15 protein-coding genes are annotated in these 16785 nt (G+C 72.7%); 8 read left to right on the top strand and 7 right to left on the bottom strand.

Annotation, left to right across the window (positions count from 1 at the left end; all coding sequences use genetic code 11):
• The first annotated feature begins 7 nt into the window (after positions 1 to 7).
• The gene (locus ACZ67Q_RS32170) at positions 8 to 1813 is read left to right on the top strand and encodes a GMC oxidoreductase (protein WP_471189401.1); all 1806 of its coding nucleotides are present in this window, start codon (positions 8 to 10) and stop codon (positions 1811 to 1813) included.
• A 93-nt stretch (positions 1814 to 1906) separates the two neighbouring features.
• On the opposite strand, the gene ACZ67Q_RS32165 is transcribed toward ACZ67Q_RS32170, so the two are convergent.
• Positions 1907 to 2899: an LAETG motif-containing sortase-dependent surface protein gene (locus tag ACZ67Q_RS32165; protein ID WP_471189400.1), complete on the bottom strand. Its 993-nt coding sequence runs from the start codon at positions 2897 to 2899 to the stop codon at positions 1907 to 1909.
• A 185-nt stretch (positions 2900 to 3084) separates the two neighbouring features.
• Between ACZ67Q_RS32165 and ACZ67Q_RS32160 the strand changes: the two genes are divergently transcribed.
• Positions 3085 to 4188: a hypothetical protein gene (locus tag ACZ67Q_RS32160; RefSeq protein ID WP_471189398.1), complete on the top strand. Its 1104-nt coding sequence runs from the start codon at positions 3085 to 3087 to the stop codon at positions 4186 to 4188.
• Positions 4189 to 4759: 571 nt separating this feature from the next.
• On the opposite strand, the gene ACZ67Q_RS32155 is transcribed toward ACZ67Q_RS32160, so the two are convergent.
• Positions 4760 to 5047 carry a chorismate mutase gene (locus tag ACZ67Q_RS32155; RefSeq protein ID WP_471189397.1) on the bottom strand — a complete coding sequence of 96 codons (288 nt, stop codon included), beginning with the start codon at positions 5045 to 5047 and terminating at the stop codon, positions 4760 to 4762.
• Between the two features lie 339 nt (positions 5048 to 5386).
• Here ACZ67Q_RS32155 and guaA point away from each other — a divergent pair, with 339 nt between their 5' ends.
• Positions 5387 to 6967, top strand: coding sequence for a glutamine-hydrolyzing GMP synthase (gene guaA, locus ACZ67Q_RS32150; RefSeq protein ID WP_471189396.1), 1581 nt, complete (start codon positions 5387 to 5389; stop codon positions 6965 to 6967).
• Between the two features lie 17 nt (positions 6968 to 6984).
• Here the strand turns inward: guaA and ACZ67Q_RS32145 are convergent, their stop codons facing one another.
• Positions 6985 to 7458 carry a pyridoxamine 5'-phosphate oxidase family protein gene (locus ACZ67Q_RS32145; protein ID WP_471189394.1) on the bottom strand — a complete coding sequence of 158 codons (474 nt, stop codon included), beginning with the start codon at positions 7456 to 7458 and terminating at the stop codon, positions 6985 to 6987.
• Positions 7459 to 7573: 115 nt separating this feature from the next.
• On the opposite strand from ACZ67Q_RS32145, the gene ACZ67Q_RS32140 reads away from it, so the two are divergent.
• Positions 7574 to 8368 carry a class II aldolase/adducin family protein gene (locus ACZ67Q_RS32140; RefSeq protein WP_471189392.1) on the top strand — a complete coding sequence of 265 codons (795 nt, stop codon included), beginning with the start codon at positions 7574 to 7576 and terminating at the stop codon, positions 8366 to 8368.
• A gap of 21 nt (positions 8369 to 8389) precedes the next feature.
• Here ACZ67Q_RS32140 and ACZ67Q_RS32135 read toward each other — a convergent pair whose 3' ends face one another.
• Positions 8390 to 9289: a DUF4429 domain-containing protein gene (locus ACZ67Q_RS32135; RefSeq protein ID WP_471189390.1), complete on the bottom strand. Its 900-nt coding sequence runs from the start codon at positions 9287 to 9289 to the stop codon at positions 8390 to 8392.
• A gap of 184 nt (positions 9290 to 9473) precedes the next feature.
• Between ACZ67Q_RS32135 and ACZ67Q_RS32130 the strand changes: the two genes are divergently transcribed.
• Together ACZ67Q_RS32130 and ACZ67Q_RS32125 are read left to right on the top strand one after the other, a co-directional pair.
• Positions 9474 to 10751: a hypothetical protein gene (locus tag ACZ67Q_RS32130; protein WP_471189389.1), complete on the top strand. Its 1278-nt coding sequence runs from the start codon at positions 9474 to 9476 to the stop codon at positions 10749 to 10751.
• A 173-nt stretch (positions 10752 to 10924) separates the two neighbouring features.
• Positions 10925 to 11449, top strand: coding sequence for a DoxX family protein (locus ACZ67Q_RS32125; RefSeq protein WP_471189387.1), 525 nt, complete (start codon positions 10925 to 10927; stop codon positions 11447 to 11449).
• Positions 11450 to 11578: 129 nt separating this feature from the next.
• On the opposite strand, the gene ACZ67Q_RS32120 is transcribed toward ACZ67Q_RS32125, so the two are convergent.
• Together ACZ67Q_RS32120 and ACZ67Q_RS32115 are read right to left on the bottom strand one after the other, a co-directional pair.
• Positions 11579 to 11770 (bottom strand): hypothetical protein, encoded by a 192-nt coding sequence (locus ACZ67Q_RS32120; protein ID WP_471189386.1) that lies wholly within the window; start codon positions 11768 to 11770, stop codon positions 11579 to 11581.
• The gene (locus ACZ67Q_RS32115; protein WP_471189384.1) at positions 11757 to 13124 is read right to left on the bottom strand and encodes a PspC domain-containing protein; all 1368 of its coding nucleotides are present in this window, start codon (positions 13122 to 13124) and stop codon (positions 11757 to 11759) included. The genes ACZ67Q_RS32120 and ACZ67Q_RS32115 overlap by 14 nt, the downstream gene beginning before the upstream one ends.
• A gap of 177 nt (positions 13125 to 13301) precedes the next feature.
• Between ACZ67Q_RS32115 and ACZ67Q_RS32110 the strand changes: the two genes are divergently transcribed.
• Positions 13302 to 14594 (top strand): ATP-binding protein, encoded by a 1293-nt coding sequence (locus ACZ67Q_RS32110; protein ID WP_471189382.1) that lies wholly within the window; start codon positions 13302 to 13304, stop codon positions 14592 to 14594.
• Positions 14591 to 15304, top strand: a complete 714-nt coding sequence (locus ACZ67Q_RS32105; RefSeq protein WP_471189380.1) for a LuxR C-terminal-related transcriptional regulator — start codon at positions 14591 to 14593, stop codon at positions 15302 to 15304. The genes ACZ67Q_RS32110 and ACZ67Q_RS32105 overlap by 4 nt, the downstream gene beginning before the upstream one ends.
• Positions 15305 to 15425: 121 nt before the next feature.
• Here ACZ67Q_RS32105 and ACZ67Q_RS32100 read toward each other — a convergent pair whose 3' ends face one another.
• Positions 15426 to 16499 carry a C40 family peptidase gene (locus ACZ67Q_RS32100; protein WP_471189378.1) on the bottom strand — a complete coding sequence of 358 codons (1074 nt, stop codon included), beginning with the start codon at positions 16497 to 16499 and terminating at the stop codon, positions 15426 to 15428.
• Positions 16500 to 16785 lie beyond the last annotated feature (286 nt).

Raw genomic sequence — 16785 nt, 5'->3', positions numbered from 1 at the left:
AGAGCACGTGTCGCAGGAGAAGTCCGTCCAGGCCCGGGACGAGGACGGGTACGACTACGACGTCCTCGTGGTCGGTTCCGGCTTCGGCGGTTCCGTCACCGCCCTCAGGCTCACCGAGAAGGGCTACCGCGTCGGCGTCCTGGAAGCCGGCCGCCGCTTCACCCGGGAGAGCCTGCCGAAGAACAGCTGGGACCTGAAGAACTACCTGTGGGCACCCAAGCTCGGCCTGTACGGCATCCAGCGCATCCACCTGCTCGGCAACGTGATGGTGCTGGCGGGCGCGGGCGTCGGCGGCGGCTCCCTCAACTACGCCAACACCCTCTACGTCCCGCCGAAGCCCTTCTTCGACGACCCGCAGTGGCGGCACATCACCGACTGGAAGGAGGAGCTGGCGCCGTACTACGACCAGGCGCAGCGCATGCTCGGGGTGCGGCTGAACCCGACCATGACCCCCTCCGACGTGCACCTGAAGGCGGCGGCGGAGCGGATGGGCTGCGGCGACACCTTCCACATGGCACCGGTCGGCGTGTTCTTCGGTGACGGCGAGGACGCCGACGGCACGGCGAAGGCGGAGCCCGGCCGGCAGGTCGCCGACCCGTACTTCGGCGGCGCGGGCCCGTCCCGGCGGTCCTGCATCGAGTGCGGCGAGTGCATGACGGGCTGCCGGCACGGCGCGAAGAACACGCTGAACGAGAACTATCTGTACCTCGCCGAGAAGGCGGGCGCGGTCGTCCACCCCATGACCACGGTCGTCTCCGTCACGGACGACTCCCGCGGCGGATACGCGGTCGCCACCCTGCCGACCGACAACAAGAAGAAGGGCCGGGGCCGCACCTTCACCGCGCGCCGGGTCGTCCTCGCCGCAGGCACCTACGGCACCCAGACCCTGCTGCACCGGATGAAGGCGAGCGGCAACCTGCCCTATCTCTCGCCGCGGCTGGGCGAGCTGACCCGCACCAACTCCGAGGCGCTGGTCGGCGCGCAGACCGACGACCGGCGCTACCGCAAGGCCACCGGCGACACACGGGCCGACTTCACCCGCGGGGTCGCCATCACCTCCTCCATCCACCCCGACGAGAACACCCACATCGAGCCGGTCCGCTACGGCAAGGGCTCCAACTCGATGGGCAGCCTGTCCATCCTCCAGGTCCCCTACGCCGAGGGCAGCTCCCGCGTCGCCGCCTGGCTCGCCAACGCCGCCCGGCACCCGATGCTGGTGCTGCGCTCCCTGTCCAACCGGAAGTGGTCGGAGCGGACCATCATCGGCCTGGTGATGCAGTCCCTGGACAACTCGCTGACGACGTATCTGAAGCCCGACGGTGTGGGCAAGGGGCTGCTGACCGCGCGGCAGGGCCACGGCTCGCCCAACCCCAAGCAGATCAAGGCCGCGACCGAGGGCGCCACCGCGCTCGCCGCCGAGATCAACGGCTTCGCCGGGTCCAACGTCGGCGAGCTGATGGGCACCCCGCTCACCGCGCACTTCCTCGGCGGCTGCCCGATCGGCGACTCGCCCGAGACCGGCGTGATCGACCCCTACCACCGGCTGTACGGCCACCCAGGCATCTCGGTGGTGGACGGCGCCGCGGTCTCCGCGAACCTGGGCGTCAATCCGTCGCTGACCATCACCGCCCAGGCCGAGCGGGCGATGTCGTACTGGCCCAACAAGGGCGAGGCCGACCCGCGCCCCGCGCAGGGAGCGGGCTACGAGCGCCTGAAGCCGGTCGAGCCGAAGACCCCGGCGGTCCCCGCCGACGCGTTCGGCGCGCTGCGCCTGCCGTTCCTGGGCATTCCGGCGGTGCCGCCCAAGAAGTGACCGGCGGTGCCGCCCAAGAAGTGACCCCGCCGTACGACGAAGGGACCTGCGCCCCCCTCCGAGCGCAGGTCCCTCACATCGTGTGCGGTGGTGTTACGCGGTCGCGGCACCCTTGCGGCGGCGGACCACGACGATCGCGCCGGCACCGGCGACGACGGCGGCACCGCCGACCAGGCCGATCATCGGCAGGGCGGAGCTGGAGCCGGTCTCGGCGAGGCTGCCGTTGACCTTCGGCGTGTTGCCGGTCGGCTTCTTGTCCGTGACGGGGGCCTCGCCGCCTTCCTGCGGCTTGGTGCCGTCGGTGTCGGTGTTGGCCGCCACGATCTGGAACTTGTACGCCACGTCACCGAAGCCGGTGCACTGCGCGTCGCTGTCGCCGTAGATCGTCGCGCCGAGCGTGAAGCCGGAGCCCACCGGGGCGGACGCCTTCACGTTGAGGCGCATCGGGATGTCGACCTCGTAGTCGGGCTTCAGCTCGTCGGTGTAGCCGACGAAGCCGACCGCGTAGCCGTCCTCGTTCAGGTCGCCCCAGGACTTGGAGTCCGGGTCCCAGGCCTGCAGCTGCACCTGGCCCGTCTTGAAGAGGTTGTCGCCCGCCTTGTCGGAGGACGCGCCGGCGAAGTAGGCGAGGTCCTGCAGCGTGGACTTGGAGTTGTTCGTCACGTCCAGCGAGAACTTGTGCCAGCCGCTGCCCGCGGCGATCTTGCCGGGCAGGCCGCTGATGCTGACGTCGACCTTCGAGTCCTCGCACTCGGCCGGCTCGTCGCCGTCACCGGGATCGGTGCTCTCGGAAGCGGACGGCGACGGCTTCGTGGAGGCGGGGGCGGAGGTGGAGGCGGAGGCCGAGGGCGAGGTGCTCTGGCTCTGCGAAGCGGAGGCCGACGCGGACGTCGAGGCGCTCGCGCTCGCCGACGCCGACTCCGACGCGGACGAGGACGCGCTCTGCGAGGCGGAGTCGGCCGGGCTGGAGGAGGCGGCCGCGGGCGTCTCCTCACCTTCCGCGAACGCCGCCGGCGCCGAGAGCAGCGCCAGCGGGGCTATCACTGCCGTTGCGGCCGCGGTGGCCATGGCACGGCGAAGCTTCATGAAGACCTCAAGGAGTCCGTCTGGGAGGGCTCCGCGTGACGGCGCGGATGTGGCCCTGGGTTCAGCAGGTTGGATCCGTGAAGCCTGTGAATGGTTGTGCCGTCTTCACGGCCCTTTTATGTGGGCTGCGTCACAGGTGGGGGCGCCTTGTGGCCGTGTCGCCGTACGCCGTACAACTGTGCCCCGTGCCTGACAAGCCCTCAGACGGCGAGACCTCCCGCGTTCCCGACGACGTGTGGGAGAAGTTCGTCCGCGACAGCGAACTCGACATCCGTGCCTCCGCACCGAAGGAGGCGTCCGCCGCCGCCCGCGGCGCGACCGGCCTGCCCGTGGGGTGGCGCACCGGCCCCGCGTGGCGGGAGGCGGACGGCAGGGCCGCCCGGCGCCGCCGGCTGTGGGCGCTGCTCGGCATACCCGTCGCGGCCGCCGTGGCCGTCGTCGCGATGAAGCCGTCGCTGCTGCCCGGCGACCCCTTCCACACCGGCTCGGCGCAGGCCGCCGGCGCACCCCCGCTGCCGCCGGAGACCGCGCGCCCGACCGCCGCGGAGTCCGCCGCCCCCGACCGCCCGACCCTCGACCGCCCGTTCGCGGGGTCTCCGGCCGAGCGGTGGACCGACGGCGAGGCCGGCATCGTGCTGCCCGCCGCCCGGGCCGTCGGTGTGCACTCCAAGGCGCAGGTGGCGAGGGCGCTGGAGCAGACCAGGACCCTGCTCGTCGACGGCAACCTCGACCCGGCGACCCTGCGCGGCGAGCGGCCCTCCGAGGCGCTGTCCGTGATCGAGCCCCGGCAGACCGAGCTGCTGACACGGCTGGACGCGTCGCTGCGCCGGCCGGACAGGGATCACGACCCGTTGTTGCTGTTCACCCGCTTCGCGCCCGGTGACGTCCGGTTCGTCGGCACGGTGGTCAAGACGCGCGGCAGGACGACCGTCGGGCCCGGGGAACACGGCGGCGTCCGCATCCACGCCGACTACACCTTCGTCTATCCGCTGGTCCGCGTCGACGGCTCGACCGAGGTGACGCGAACCGTCGTCCGCCGGGTCCTCGACATCGACCTGTACGACCCGAACCGGTACCGGGTCACCCCCGGCAGAATCGCGGTGACCCGGTACGACCAGGAGGTCGGCAACTCGGCCTGCGAGGTCCACGACGGCTATCTGCACCCGCAGTTCGGCTCGGCCGCGCCCACGGGCGCCCCGCCGAGCGGACCGGCGACGGACCCGTACGACCGCAGCAAGGAGCTGGACCCGAACCGGCCGGGGGGCTGCGGGACGGTCACCAGGATCTGAGGGACGGCACGATTCTGAGGGACGGCACGACTCTGAGGGACGGCACGACGGAAGGGCCCCGCGGGAGCTCGCCGCGGGGCCCTTCTGCGTCAGCACCGACGTCAGGGCAGCGCCGGTGCCTCGGGGAAGCGGCGCCGGGGGGTTGCGCCGCTGGTCTCTGCCTGTGGCAATGACGGCCGTGCACCGCATCGGTGCACGGCAATACGGGTGGATACGGGGGGACTTGTGCTTGTCCGGCATCGTGCTGGATGAACGTGGGCGCCCGCAACCGTCGGACCCGGCCCTTATGAAATTTTGCATATATCCGGGTTCCTGTCTCCAGGTTCCCGCCGGCCGGCCCCGGGCGTCCCCGGGGCCGGCCGTTCTCTTGGGTGACCGGGCTGCTGTCCCCTGCCGTCCGGTCACTTTCCTGGAGCGAGGTCCCACGACGCACGGCACGATCCGTACGTCTCATCGCTCCAGCGAGCCACGCGTGGTTCTTTCGGGCCCGCCCCTGGCTGGCACGGACATCGGTACCAACGAAGCGGCCCCGCGCCGGTCACGCTCCGTACGAGTGAGAGCGGATGCGAACTCAGATACGACCCCGGCACAGTTCGAGCATCGTCATCGCGAGCGCGGTGCCCGGCTTGCCGAGCGCGTCCCGGTAGCGGCCGAGGATCTCCATCTCGCGCGAAAGGTTCACCCGGCGGCCGCCGGAGGTGATCCGGGCCTCCTGGATCACGGCCGAGACGGCCATGCGTTCCTGGATCAGGCCGATGATCCGGTCGTCGAGCGCGTCGATGCGCTCCCGGGCGCCGGTGATCACATCGGCGGCGTCGGTGGTGTGCGCGCCGGTGACGTCGGGGGCGGTGGCGGTCATAGGGGGCTCCTCGTCGGACGGGGTGCCCCGGAGCGGCAAGATCCGGAAAACACCAGGCGCCCCGGACCTTGTCGGCCCGGGGCGCCTGGGAAGTCGCTTGTCAGTTGCTCAAGCAGCACGACCATGGCAGCCGGCGGGCCGGTTGCCATAGGTAAAGACGAAGGTCTGGTGCTGGAGCATGGCCCCAGTATGCCGTGCCCGCCGGGGGTGTCCAACATCGCCCGGATGGTGAGATGCGCGACTGTCGGGCCCGCCCCGGGTAGCGGGGGCCGCTCCCCGCGCCCACCTCGGTAGAATTGGCCAGCACAGAGACCCCGCCCGATCCGCCGGAAGGCTCCCGTGTCATCAGCGCCCCCCGCTGCCGCCGCCCCCGACACCGTTCTGGTCGTCGACTTCGGCGCGCAGTACGCCCAGCTCATCGCCCGTCGCGTCCGCGAGGCCCGGGTCTACAGCGAGATCGTCCCCGGCACCATGCCGGTGGCCGAAATGCTCGCCAAGAACCCGGCGGCGATCATCCTTTCCGGCGGCCCCTCGTCCGTGTACGAGGAGGGCGCCCCCCGCCTGGACCGCGAGATCTTCGAGTCCGGCGTCCCCGTCTTCGGCATGTGCTACGGCTTCCAGCTGATGGCGCAGGCGCTCGGCGGCACCGTCGACAACAGCGGCGCCCGTGAGTACGGCCGCACCCCGCTGCACGTCTCGCGCGCCTCCTCCACGCTCTTCGAGGGCACCCCGGCCGAGCAGTCGGTGTGGATGTCGCACGGTGACGCCTGCTCCGCCGCCCCCGAGGGCTTCACGGTGACGGCCTCCACGGACGTCGTCCCGGTCGCCGCCTTCGAGAACGACGACAAGAAGCTCTACGGCGTCCAGTACCACCCCGAGGTCATGCACTCCACGCACGGCCAGCAGGTGCTGGAGCACTTCCTGTACCGCGGTGCGGGCCTCGAGCCGAACTGGACCACGGGCAACGTCATCGACGAGCAGGTCGAGGCGATCCGTGAGCTGGTCGGCGACAAGCGCGCGATCTGCGGCCTGTCCGGCGGCGTCGACTCCGCGGTGGCCGCGGCCCTCGTGCAGAAGGCCATCGGCTCCCAGCTGACCTGCGTCTACGTCGACCACGGCCTGATGCGCAAGGGCGAGACCGAGCAGGTCGAGAAGGACTTCGTCGCCGCGACCGGCGTCAAGCTGAAGGTCGTCGACGCCGAGGAGCGCTTCCTCACCGCGCTCAAGGGGGTCACCGACCCCGAGGAGAAGCGGAAGATCATCGGCCGCGAGTTCATCCGCGTCTTCGAGCAGGCCCAGGCCGAGATCGTCGCCGACGAGGGCCCGGCCGTGGAGTTCCTGGTCCAGGGCACCCTGTACCCGGACGTGGTCGAGTCCGGCGGCGGCACCGGCACCGCCAACATCAAGTCGCACCACAACGTCGGCGGCCTGCCCGAGGACCTCGAGTTCAAGCTGATCGAGCCGCTGCGCAAGCTGTTCAAGGACGAGGTCCGGATGGTCGGCCAGGAGCTGGGCCTGCCGGAGGAGATCGTCCAGCGCCAGCCGTTCCCCGGCCCCGGCCTCGGCATCCGTATCGTCGGCGAGGTCACCAAGGAGCGCCTGGACCTGCTGCGCGAGGCAGACGCCATCGCCCGCGAGGAGCTGAGCGCGGCCGGCCTCGACCGCGACATCTGGCAGTGCCCGGTGGTCCTGCTCGCGGACGTCCGCTCGGTCGGCGTCCAGGGCGACGGCCGCACCTACGGCCACCCGATCGTGCTGCGCCCGGTGTCCTCCGAGGACGCCATGACCGCCGACTGGTCCCGGCTGCCGTACGACGTCCTCGCCAAGATCTCCACGCGGATCACCAACGAGGTGCGCGACGTCAACCGCGTCGTCCTCGACGTGACCTCCAAGCCGCCGGGGACCATCGAGTGGGAGTAGTCCCCGCTTGAGCGAGCCTAGGCGCGCTTGATCGTGCGCAGGGGCTCACCGGGCTTCCAGACCTGGACGACGAGGTACTTCTCGTCCTCCACCGAGGTCCTGACGACCTCGGTCAGCTCGGTGCGGAAGAGGTGGAACGGCTGCGGCGGTTCCACCTCTTCCGTGTAAGCGGACTTCTCGGGGCCGTCCGGCACCTCGTACGCCCGGCCGCTGATCCGTACGTCCCCGCCGCCCATCCCGGTGCCGTCCCCGGGGTTCGCCTGGAGCGCGAAACGCGGGTCGCGGTGCAGGTCACGCGCCTTGAGCGAGCCGTGCATCATCCCCAGCCACAGCTCGCCGTGCCGGAAGTCGACCTCCAGCCCCGAGGTGCGCGGCGAGCCGTCCTTGCGCAAGGTGACGAGGACGTGGTGCGTGAAGGCGCGGAAGCGCTCCTCGACGGTCTTGACGAGATCCGGCTCGGCGGTGGTGAAGACACCCCAGTTCGCTGTCATGCCGCGAGTCTGACACTCAAAGGCGACATCTTCTGTCGTCTTTCGGCAAGGTCTGTTCTCCTTGGCTGACCGGCGGTAACTTCCCGCCGTACAGCAACCGAGTGCCGGAGGACCAATGCCCGGGCCCACTCCGCCCCCACCCCTGCCCACCGACCGGCTGCGGTTCGCGATGCCGCCCAAGCACGAGTCCCTCGAGGACGAGCGCCGGTACCGCAAGGAGCGGCTGGCCGGCGCGCTGCGGATCTTCGGCCGGCTCGGCTACGAGGACGGCGTCTCGGGGCACATCACCGCACGCGACCCCGAGTTCACCGACTGCTTCTGGGTCAACCCGTTCGGCCTGTCCTTCCGCCACGTCACCGTCAGCGACCTGGTGCTCGCCAACTCCGACGGCCAGGTCGTCGAGGGCCGCTACCACGTCAACCAGGCCGCATTCAGCGTCCACGCCCAGGTGCACGCGGCCCGCCCCGACGTCGTCGCCGTCACCCACTGCCACTCCGTGCACGGGCGCGCGCTCGCGGCCCTGGGCGAGCTGATCGACCCCGTCACGCAGGAGAGCTGCGCCTTCTACGAGGACCACGCGCTGTACAACGCCTACACCGGTGTCGCCGTCGACGCCGACGAGGGACGTCGTATCGCCGCCGCGCTCGGCACCCACAAGGCGCTCGTGCTGCGCAACCACGGGCTGCTGACCGTGGGGGACTCGGTGGACGCCGCCGCCTGGTGGTTCGTGACCATGGAACGCTCCTGCCAGGTGCAGCTGGCCGCCAAGGCCGCCGGGCGGCCCGTTCTCATCGACCACAAGCTGGCGACGGCGACGCGCGAACAGCTCGGAGGCGATCTGGTGGCGTGGATCAACTACCAGCCGATGTGGCAGGACATCAGCCGCAGCGAGCCCGACCTGCTCACCTGAGGCCGCCGGCATCGCCTGTGCTCACCTGAAGTCGCGCAGCACCGACGCCTTCGTCATCGCGAACTCCTCGTCCGTCAGCACTCCGCTGCGGTGCAGCTCGCCCAACTCGCGCAGCCTGCGCAGCAGCACGTCGTGATGGTCGCCGGGCGGCGGCACGGGCGGCTGCGGGGGGACGCCCGGCCGGTCGCCGTCGGCCAGGGGGCGGGCCGTGCGGGTCGAGGGGTGCGGCAGCCGCGTGGTGACCGCGGCGGCCACCAGCGCCGTCAGCAGATCACGGCGGGCGCTGCCCCACAGGTCCAGGGCGTAGGGGTCCTTCTCCGGCGGCAGCTTGGAGAACGCCGTCTCCCGGGTGACGAACCTGAGGAAGCCGTCCTCGTAGCCGGTGTTCGGCAGCCACTCCACCTGCACCAGGTCGCCGACGGCGATGATGCGTGGGCCCGTGGCGCGTTTGACCCGGTCGGAGGTGTCGGCCCAGTCGATGCGCACCTGCGCCCCGTCGAAGGACACCGTGCCGTCGGAGGCGCGCACCGACACGGGCACCGGTGGCCCCGACAGCAGATAGGTCTGCGCGGGCTCCTTCGGGATCTGGTCGAGCAGCAGCGCGTGGCGGATCTCCTCGGCGACGTACTCCGCCACCCCGGAACGGTCCGGGTCCACGGCCAGCCGGTACGGATCGGCGGGCTCCGGCAGCCGGCCGCCCGTCGCCTGCAACAGGGGGTCGGCGCCCTCGCGCAGGGTCAGCCGGAGCCGGCCGCGCTTGCGCTCCGGCTCGTAGACGATCCCGGCGACGGCCTCCAGCGGCACGGCGATCTCCCCGTAGGTCTGCCGGAACAGCGGCACCGAGCGGTGCAGGCCCGGCGTGATCCTGACCGTGGTGCCGTCGAAGGCCCAGGTCCCGGCGCGCTGGATGATCTCGGCCATAAGGGAATTCTCCCAGCCGGGTCAACACGGTGAGGCGGGCTTCACCCGCGCTGACCAGACCTGGCGCCGTGGACCGTGTCGCGTAGGGCACAATGCGCTGTCGTCGCGGGGGAGTTGTCCGTCGGCGGCCGGCAGGCCGACCCAGGCCGCCGGTCAACAGGGTCGTGGGGAAGGCAGGCTCGACGTGGCGGTGCAGGAGGCGAGAGGCGGCGCGCCGGCGGGCGCGCACGAGGGCGGCTGCACCTGCGGGGACTGCCCGCACGGGGCCCGCGAGGGACATCGGCGCGCGGTCGCCGCGTTCCTGAGCAGGCGGGACGAGTACGCCGCCGGACAGGGGCTGCCGGCGGCCGTGGCGCACTCCGCGTCGGCCTCCCGGCAGTGGGTCTCCGAGGAACTCACCCAGTCCGCCGCGCTCGTCGCCGAGCGCGGCCGCGCCGAGGGCGAGGCCTGGCTGGCCGGGTCGTGGCGCCGCAGCGTGTCCACGGTGTGGGCGGCGGTCGTCGTCCTGCTGCTGGCGCAGGCCCTGACCGCGATCGGCGCGGGCTGGAGCGGAGCCCGCACGGCCGGGCTGCTGGCGGCGATGACCGTCGCCGGTGTCCTGACGACGGCGGCCTGGTTCCACCGGGCGCGCGGCGGCGTACTGGCCCCCGTGATCGGCGAGGACAACCGGCTGTCGACCTCGCGTGCGGTGGCCGCCTGCTGGGTGCTCTTCGTGGCCTACGCCGTGCTGCTGCTGGCCGGGCGGCTGGCCGCGGCGTCCGGACACCGGGAGCGGGACGCCCTGATCGCCGGCCTCGGACTCGCCCGGGGCGCGGGCGTGGTGACCGTCCTCGCCGTGGTGTGCGGGATCGCCGTGCTGGTGCGGCGCGTGGTGGCGCTGCGGGTGCTCGGGCAGCGGCTGCAGAAGATCCGCGCGGACCGGCCGCGCGCGGCCGACCTGCTCACCGACGACTGCGGCCGGGGCGCCTTCACCGACCTCCAGTACGTCGCGATCAGCGCGGTCGCCCTGGTCTTCGCGGCGGTACGGCTGGCCCGGCGGCCCGACCGGCTGCCGGACCTGCCGTGGGGGCTCGCGGTGGTGGTGCTGGTGTCGGCGGCGACCTATGTGGCCGGCAAGTACGCCGAGGGCGGGCGGCCCGTGATCCTCTCCGTCGTGCGGGCCCGGGAGGCCGGCGACCTGGACGGGCCGATCCGGCAGGGCGACGACATCGAGATCCGCGGCGCCGGGTTCGTCCCGCCCGGGGCACAGAGCGCCGACCGGCTGTCGCGGATGACGGTCCGTATCGGAGCCGTCCATGTGCATGTGCCGCTGATCCCGGTCACCGGCGGCTTCAGCAACCCCACCGACACCGCCCTGACGGTGCCGGTCCCGGCGGACGTCGAACCCGGCCGGGTGGAGGTGCAGGTGGTCACGGCGGCGGGCGTGGAGACCAACCGCTACACGATCGACGTGACGGAGTGACGCGCCCTCGCCCGGCGGTCGCGCCGGCCTTCGCCGCAGCCGAGCCGATCACCGCCTCTCCACCGCCGCCGTTCCTTGCCACCGCCGCCTTTCCACGCCGGAATTGAGCCGATCGCCGCTTCCGTACGTATCGTCGGGTGACGGCACCGGCGGGCGAGAGGCGGCTGGCAGCGATGACTCACAGCATGCGCACGGAAACGCACACCCCCCACCTCGGACGTGGGGCCGGCCGGCGGGATTCCGCCGCCCGCTACGCCCTGCTCCCGCTCCGGTTCTTCCTCGGCATCACCTTCGTCTACGCGGGCCTCGACAAGCTCACGGACAGCGCCTTCATGCAGGCCTCCGGCGCGGGTTCCATAGGCGACACGATGCGCTCCGTCCGCGACTCGGCGGCCGTCCCGGCGCTGGTCGACCTGGCTCTGAAGAGCCCCGTCGGCTTCGGCTACGCCATCGCCGTCGGTGAACTCGCCGTCGGCATCGGCGTCCTGCTCGGCTTCCTGGGCCGTCTCGCCGCCCTCGGCGGCGCCCTGATCTCCCTGAGCCTGTGGCTCACGGTCTCCTGGGCGACCAGCCCCTACTACTACGGCAACGACCTGGCCTATCTGATGGCCTGGCTGCCGCTCGTCCTGGCCGGCACCCCCCTGTTCTCGGTCGACGCGATGCTGCGGCGCCGCCGCCGGGACGGCGGATACCGGTAGGGCGCCCTTCGCGGGCGATGCCCCGCGGCCGCGGCCCGGGTGAGGGTGGGCGGCCGCGGCCGCTCCGGGTGAGCGCAGGGCGGCCCGGGCCGGAGGCCGGCCGACCCGCAGGCCCCCGCGTCCGCCGCGTCAGCGGCGGCGTAGCGCGTGAGTGACCATGCCGACCGCGCCCGCCAGGCAGAGGCCGCCGACGACCAGGGGGATCGCGGTGAACCACGGGATGTGCCACAGATCGGCCGCGTCGCCCGCGTAGAGGACTCCGGTGACGGTGAGGGCGAGACCGGCGACCAGCCGGCCGGGCTGGAACTCATGACGCAGCACGGGACACCTCCACCTGGCCGACGCCGACCTTGAGGTCCAGGTCCAGCGTGCCGGCGCTCCCGCCGCCGGCCGGTCTCAGCGTCACCTGTTCGTGCCTGCCCGGCTGCACGTCCACGTCCTTCGTATCGTCACCCGGCAACTGGATGTCACCCACCCCCACGTCGATGTCCGCCTTCACCGTCACCTCCGCCGGCACGATCACCCGCACCCGGCCCACGCCCACGTCGGCCAGCGTGGTCACCGTCCGGCCCGAGGGTACGGCGATCCGGGACAGGTCGAGCGTGCCGACGCCGGTGCCGACGTGGTACTTCGGTCGGACGTCCGCCACCGCGGCCGGTCGCCAAGTCTTCCGGATCCACTGCGTGCCGATGTCGTGCGGCAGCGCCGCCGACGCCGTGAGCAGCGCGGCCGTGACGATCGACCAGAAGACCGAACCCGCCCCCGTGCGCCCGAGGAAGGCGCTGACGGCGATCCCGAGGCCGAACACGGTCAGCGCGCCGGCCAGCCCCACCTGAAGGCTGGTGCCGAGCGGGTGGTCCTGCCAGGTCAGCCCCGTGCCGAGGCCGCCCGCGGCCAGGGCCAGCAGAAAGACCCAGCCGCCGATCCAGCGCGGCACGCGAGGCGCCGGCCCGTCCGCGCCGGCCCGCGGTGCCGTGCGCTGCGCGGTCACACCCCGGCTGACGCCGACGGCCGCCGCGATGTCCCGGTCGCGGGGGTCGCGCGGACCCCACAGATATCCCGTGCCCCCGACATGGGTGCCGTCCTTGACGATGGGGTCGCGCCACCAGGACGGGTAGCCCGCCGCGGCCGGCGGCGCCTGGGCCTCGGGCGGGGCGTCCGCCACGGCCTGCGCCGCCAGGGGGTCGGGGCCCGGCGCGTCGCGTCGCTGCTGCCAGTACCCGGCGCCGGCCAGCAGCAGGGAGAGGGCCACGGCGAAGGTCAGCACCCCGCCGTTGCGCAGCATCGACAGGAACACCCCGCACCCGACCAGCGCGAACAGCACGGCCGCGAGCGCCTGCCCGTCCACCCGCCCGGTGAGGAGCTTGCGCACCTCGTTCTCGTCCTCGTCGTCGTAGGGGACGAACAGCCAGACGAAGCCGTAGAAGATCAGACCGACACCGCCCGCCGCGGCCAGCACCGCGAGCGTGATCCGGAAGATGACCGGGTCCATGTCGCACCGCCGCCCCAGCCCGGCGCACACCCCGGCGATCGTCCGGTGCCGGCGGTCGCGACGGAAGAGGTGCGGGCCATCGGCCGTGACGGTGCCCGGCTGCCCGGACCCGGCCGCCGCGCCGGGGACGGACGCGGCGCCCTCCCCGGGCACCCCGTCCGCCGCGTGCTGGTGATCGGTCATGCGTCCATGGTGACGGGCGAGCCGGCCCGGCGGCAGTCGGGACGACCCTGGCCGGACCCTGATATCGCCCCTGAGTGCGGCGCCCGCACCGGGCGCACGGGCCCGGCGCGAAGATCAGGGGCGTCTTAGGGGCCGACCCTGATGCTCCGGCCCGCCCGCCATGTGACCATCGATGGCATGCCGGAAGCCGCAGCAGCGCCCCTCGTCGAACCGCGGCCGCCGCGCAAGCTCTACCGAAGCAGCGACGGACGCTGGCTGGGTGGCGTGGCGCGGGGGCTCGCCGGGCACCTCGGGCTGCCCGTGATCTGGGTCCGCCTGGTCTTCGTGGGCCTGTTCATGGCCGACGGCCTCGGCGCCCTGCTGTACGCGGCGTTCTGGTTCTTCGTGCCGCTCGGCGTCGGCGGCGTCGACCAGCAGAAACCGCCGTCCCTGGTGAGCACCGAGGTCTCACCCGACGGCCGGCGCAGACTCGTCGCCCGCAGACCGGACCGGGGCCAGATCGTCGCCCTGCTCCTCATGGTCGTCGTCGCCCTGATCTTCGTCGGCAGCGTCAACATCGGCAACGGCGCCAAGGCGTACCTGCTTCCGGCGGTGCTCGTCGCCGCCGGTGTCGCCCTGGTGTGGCGGCAGGCGGACAACGCCCGCCGGGCCCGCTGGGTCGAGGTGGGCCGCCGCAAGCGCACCCTGACGCTGCTGCGGGCCGTGGCCGGTGTGCTGCTGGTGACGGCAGGGGTGTCCGGCATCTTCGTCCTGCAGGGCTCCGCCGCCCACCTCGGCTCGGTGCTGCAGGCGGCGCTGGCCGTCCTCGTCGGGATAACGCTGCTGGCCGGCCCGTATCTGGTGCGTATGACGCAGGACCTCTCCGAGGAGCGCCTGATGCGTATCCGCGCCCAGGAGCGCGCGGAGGTCGCCGCCCACGTCCACGACTCGGTGCTGCACACCCTGACCCTGATCCAGCGCAACGCCGACAACGCGGGCGAGGTGCGCCGCCTGGCCCGCGCCCAGGAACGCGATCTGCGTACGTGGCTGTACAAGCCGGAGGGCACCGGCAAGGACGAGGCCGACGAGCCGGCCACCCTCGCCGACGCGGTCAAGCGCAACGCCGCCGAGGTCGAGGACAAGCACGGCGTGGCCATCGAGGTGGTCGTCGTCGGCGACTGCCCGCTCGACGAGCGGATCGCCGCACAGATGCAGGCCGCGAGGGAAGCGATGGTGAACGCCGCCAAGTACGGTGGCGAGGGCGGCCCGGTCCAGGTCTTCGCCGAAGTCGAGGGCAGGAGGGTGTTCGTGTCCGTACGGGACCGGGGCCCCGGCTTCGACCCCGACGCGATACCCGCCGACCGCATGGGCGTGAGAGAGTCGATCATCGGCCGGATGGAGCGCAACGGCGGCACGGCGCGGCTGCGCGCGGTGCCGGACGGCGGCACGGAGGTCGAGCTGGAGATGGAGAGGGCGGAGAAGACGTCATGAGCGACCCGACCGAGGCGAACGGTACGACGCAGGCCGGCGGCACGGGCGAGCGCCGGGTGCGTGTGGTCCTCGTCGACGACCACCGCATGTTCCGCACCGGCGTGCAGGCCGAGATCGGCCGCACCGAGGAGACGGGCGTCGAGGTCGTCGGCGAGGCCGCGGACGTCGACCAGGCGGTCACTGTCATCACCGCGACCCGGCCCGAGGTGGTCCTGCTCGACGTGCACCTGCCGGGCGGCGGCGGGGTCGAAGTGCTGCGTCGCTGCGCCCCGTTGATGGCCGACGCCGAGCGGCCCGTCCGCTTTCTCGCGCTGTCCGTGTCGGACGCGGCGGAGGACGTGATCGGCGTGATCCGCGGCGGCGCCCGTGGCTATGTCACCAAGACCATCACGGGCGCCGACCTGATCGACTCGATCTTCCGGGTGCAGGAGGGCGACGCGGTGTTCTCCCCGCGCCTGGCCGGGTTCGTCCTGGACGCCTTCGCCTCCACCGACGCCCCGCCGGTCGACGAGGACCTGGACCGTCTCACGCAGCGCGAGCGCGAGGTGCTGCGGCTGATCGCCCGTGGCTACGCCTACAAGGAGATCGCCAAGCAGCTGTTCATCTCGGTGAAGACGGTCGAGTCGCACGTCTCGGCGGTGCTGCGCAAGCTCCAGCTGTCCAACCGCCACGAGCTGACGCGCTGGGCGACGGCCCGCCGGCTGGTCTGAGGCGGCGGCCACCGGACGGGGGACGCAGGCCCCGCGGCCTGGCTCGGGACGGTTACGCGCCGGTCGGGCTTGGGACGGTTACGAACCGGTCGGCCTCGGGGCGGTTACGCGTCGGCCGGGCTCACGCCACCCGGGTCGCCCCCGCGAACGGCATCTGGTCGATCGGGGCGAGGCGGACCGGGGCCGACGGGTTGGGGGCGTGGATCATCTGCCCGTTGCCCACGTAGAGGCCGACGTGGCTGATGCCGGAGTAGAAGAACACCAGGTCGCCCGGGAGCAGTTCGGAGCGGGAGACACGGCGGCCGGCGCCGATCTGCGCGTAGGTCGTGCGGGGCAGGGAGATCCCGGCGGAGCGGTAGGCGGCCTGCACCAGGCCCGAGCAGTCGAAGGCGTTCGGGCCGGTCGCGCCCCACACGTACGGGCTGCCGAGCTTGCTGTAGGCGTAGGCGACGGCGGCCGCCGCACGCGAGTCGGGCGCCTGGGCGGTCGCGGACCCGGGTGGGGTCAGCTCGTCGCGGGCCCCGGCGCTCGCGGCCCGTGAGGCGCGGTTCGTGCCGGAGGCGTCCGCGGCGATCTGCCGCCGCTCCTCGGCGGTCAGCCGGGACAACAGCCGGCGGGCCTGGTCCAGCTTGCCGGTGATGATCTCCTTCTGCCGCTTCAGCTCGGCCTGACGGGAGTGCAGCGAGGCCAGCTCCACGCGTGCGGCACCCCGCAACCGCTCGATCTCGCGCAACTGGCCGCGGACCCGGGACACGGCCTGCGCCTGCCGGTCGCCCGCCCGCTCGGCGAGGGCGGCGCCCTCGAGGTACTGCTCGGGGTCGTCGGACAGGGCGAGCTGCACCGCCGGGTCCAGACCGCCGCTGCGGTACTGGGCGCTGGCGACCGCCCCCAGGGCGTCCCGCGCCTCGTTCAGCCGCTGCTGCTCGCGGGCCGTCTCGTCCTGCAGGTCCTTCAGCCGGCGCCCGGCCGCCCCCGCCTCCTCCTTCGCGCCGTTGTACTTCTCGGTGGCCGCCTCGGCCTCCTGGTACAGCTTGTCGACCTGCGCCTTGACCTGGGCCGGAGTCGGATCCGGCGCGGCCTGGCCGGTGCCGTCGAACGCCGTGGCCGTCGCCGCGCCCGCGAGGGCGACCGTGAACGCCGTACGGGCCGTCCGGCCGCCGAGCGAGCGCTGCGGATGCTTGCGGTGTGCTGCCACGGGGACTGCACGTCCTTTCCTACGACGCCGGTGGCCGCCTCGGAGCCGGCCGCGCGGGGTGCGTGCCCGGCGGCGTCCCGACAGGGGAACGGGGCGCCACCGGGCTCTTCGGCGGGATGACCGACGGCCGCCCCTGGCCCGGACGGCGGTGGGAGTCGGTCACCTGGGGGAGGACGCTAAACCCGAAAGTGACGGGACGGTGACGGCCTGTCCGGAAGTGACACGAGCGGACCGCGAGGTGACCGTATGTGACCGTGCTCTTGTTCCCGTGACGACGACTTCACAC

The organism is Streptomyces sp. NPDC036813, from assembly GCF_055609245.1.
The sequence above is the reverse complement of the archived record's forward strand: the minus strand, read 5'-3'. Positions and strand labels throughout refer to the sequence as shown.

Coding starts and splice junctions, on each gene's coding strand:
- ACZ67Q_RS32145 (WP_471189394.1), bottom strand. CDS start 7,458: ATGACAGCGAACTGGGGTGTCTTCACCACCGCCGAGCCGGATCTCGTC.
- ACZ67Q_RS32165 (WP_471189400.1), bottom strand. CDS start 2,899: ATGAAGCTTCGCCGTGCCATGGCCACCGCGGCCGCAACGGCAGTGATA.
- ACZ67Q_RS32155 (WP_471189397.1), bottom strand. CDS start 5,047: ATGACCGCCACCGCCCCCGACGTCACCGGCGCGCACACCACCGACGCC.
- ACZ67Q_RS32140 (WP_471189392.1), top strand. CDS start 7,574: ATGCCCGGGCCCACTCCGCCCCCACCCCTGCCCACCGACCGGCTGCGG.
- ACZ67Q_RS32110 (WP_471189382.1), top strand. CDS start 13,302: ATGCCGGAAGCCGCAGCAGCGCCCCTCGTCGAACCGCGGCCGCCGCGC.
- ACZ67Q_RS32125 (WP_471189387.1), top strand. CDS start 10,925: ATGACTCACAGCATGCGCACGGAAACGCACACCCCCCACCTCGGACGT.
- ACZ67Q_RS32115 (WP_471189384.1), bottom strand. CDS start 13,124: ATGACCGATCACCAGCACGCGGCGGACGGGGTGCCCGGGGAGGGCGCC.
- ACZ67Q_RS32105 (WP_471189380.1), top strand. CDS start 14,591: ATGAGCGACCCGACCGAGGCGAACGGTACGACGCAGGCCGGCGGCACG.
- ACZ67Q_RS32135 (WP_471189390.1), bottom strand. CDS start 9,289: ATGGCCGAGATCATCCAGCGCGCCGGGACCTGGGCCTTCGACGGCACC.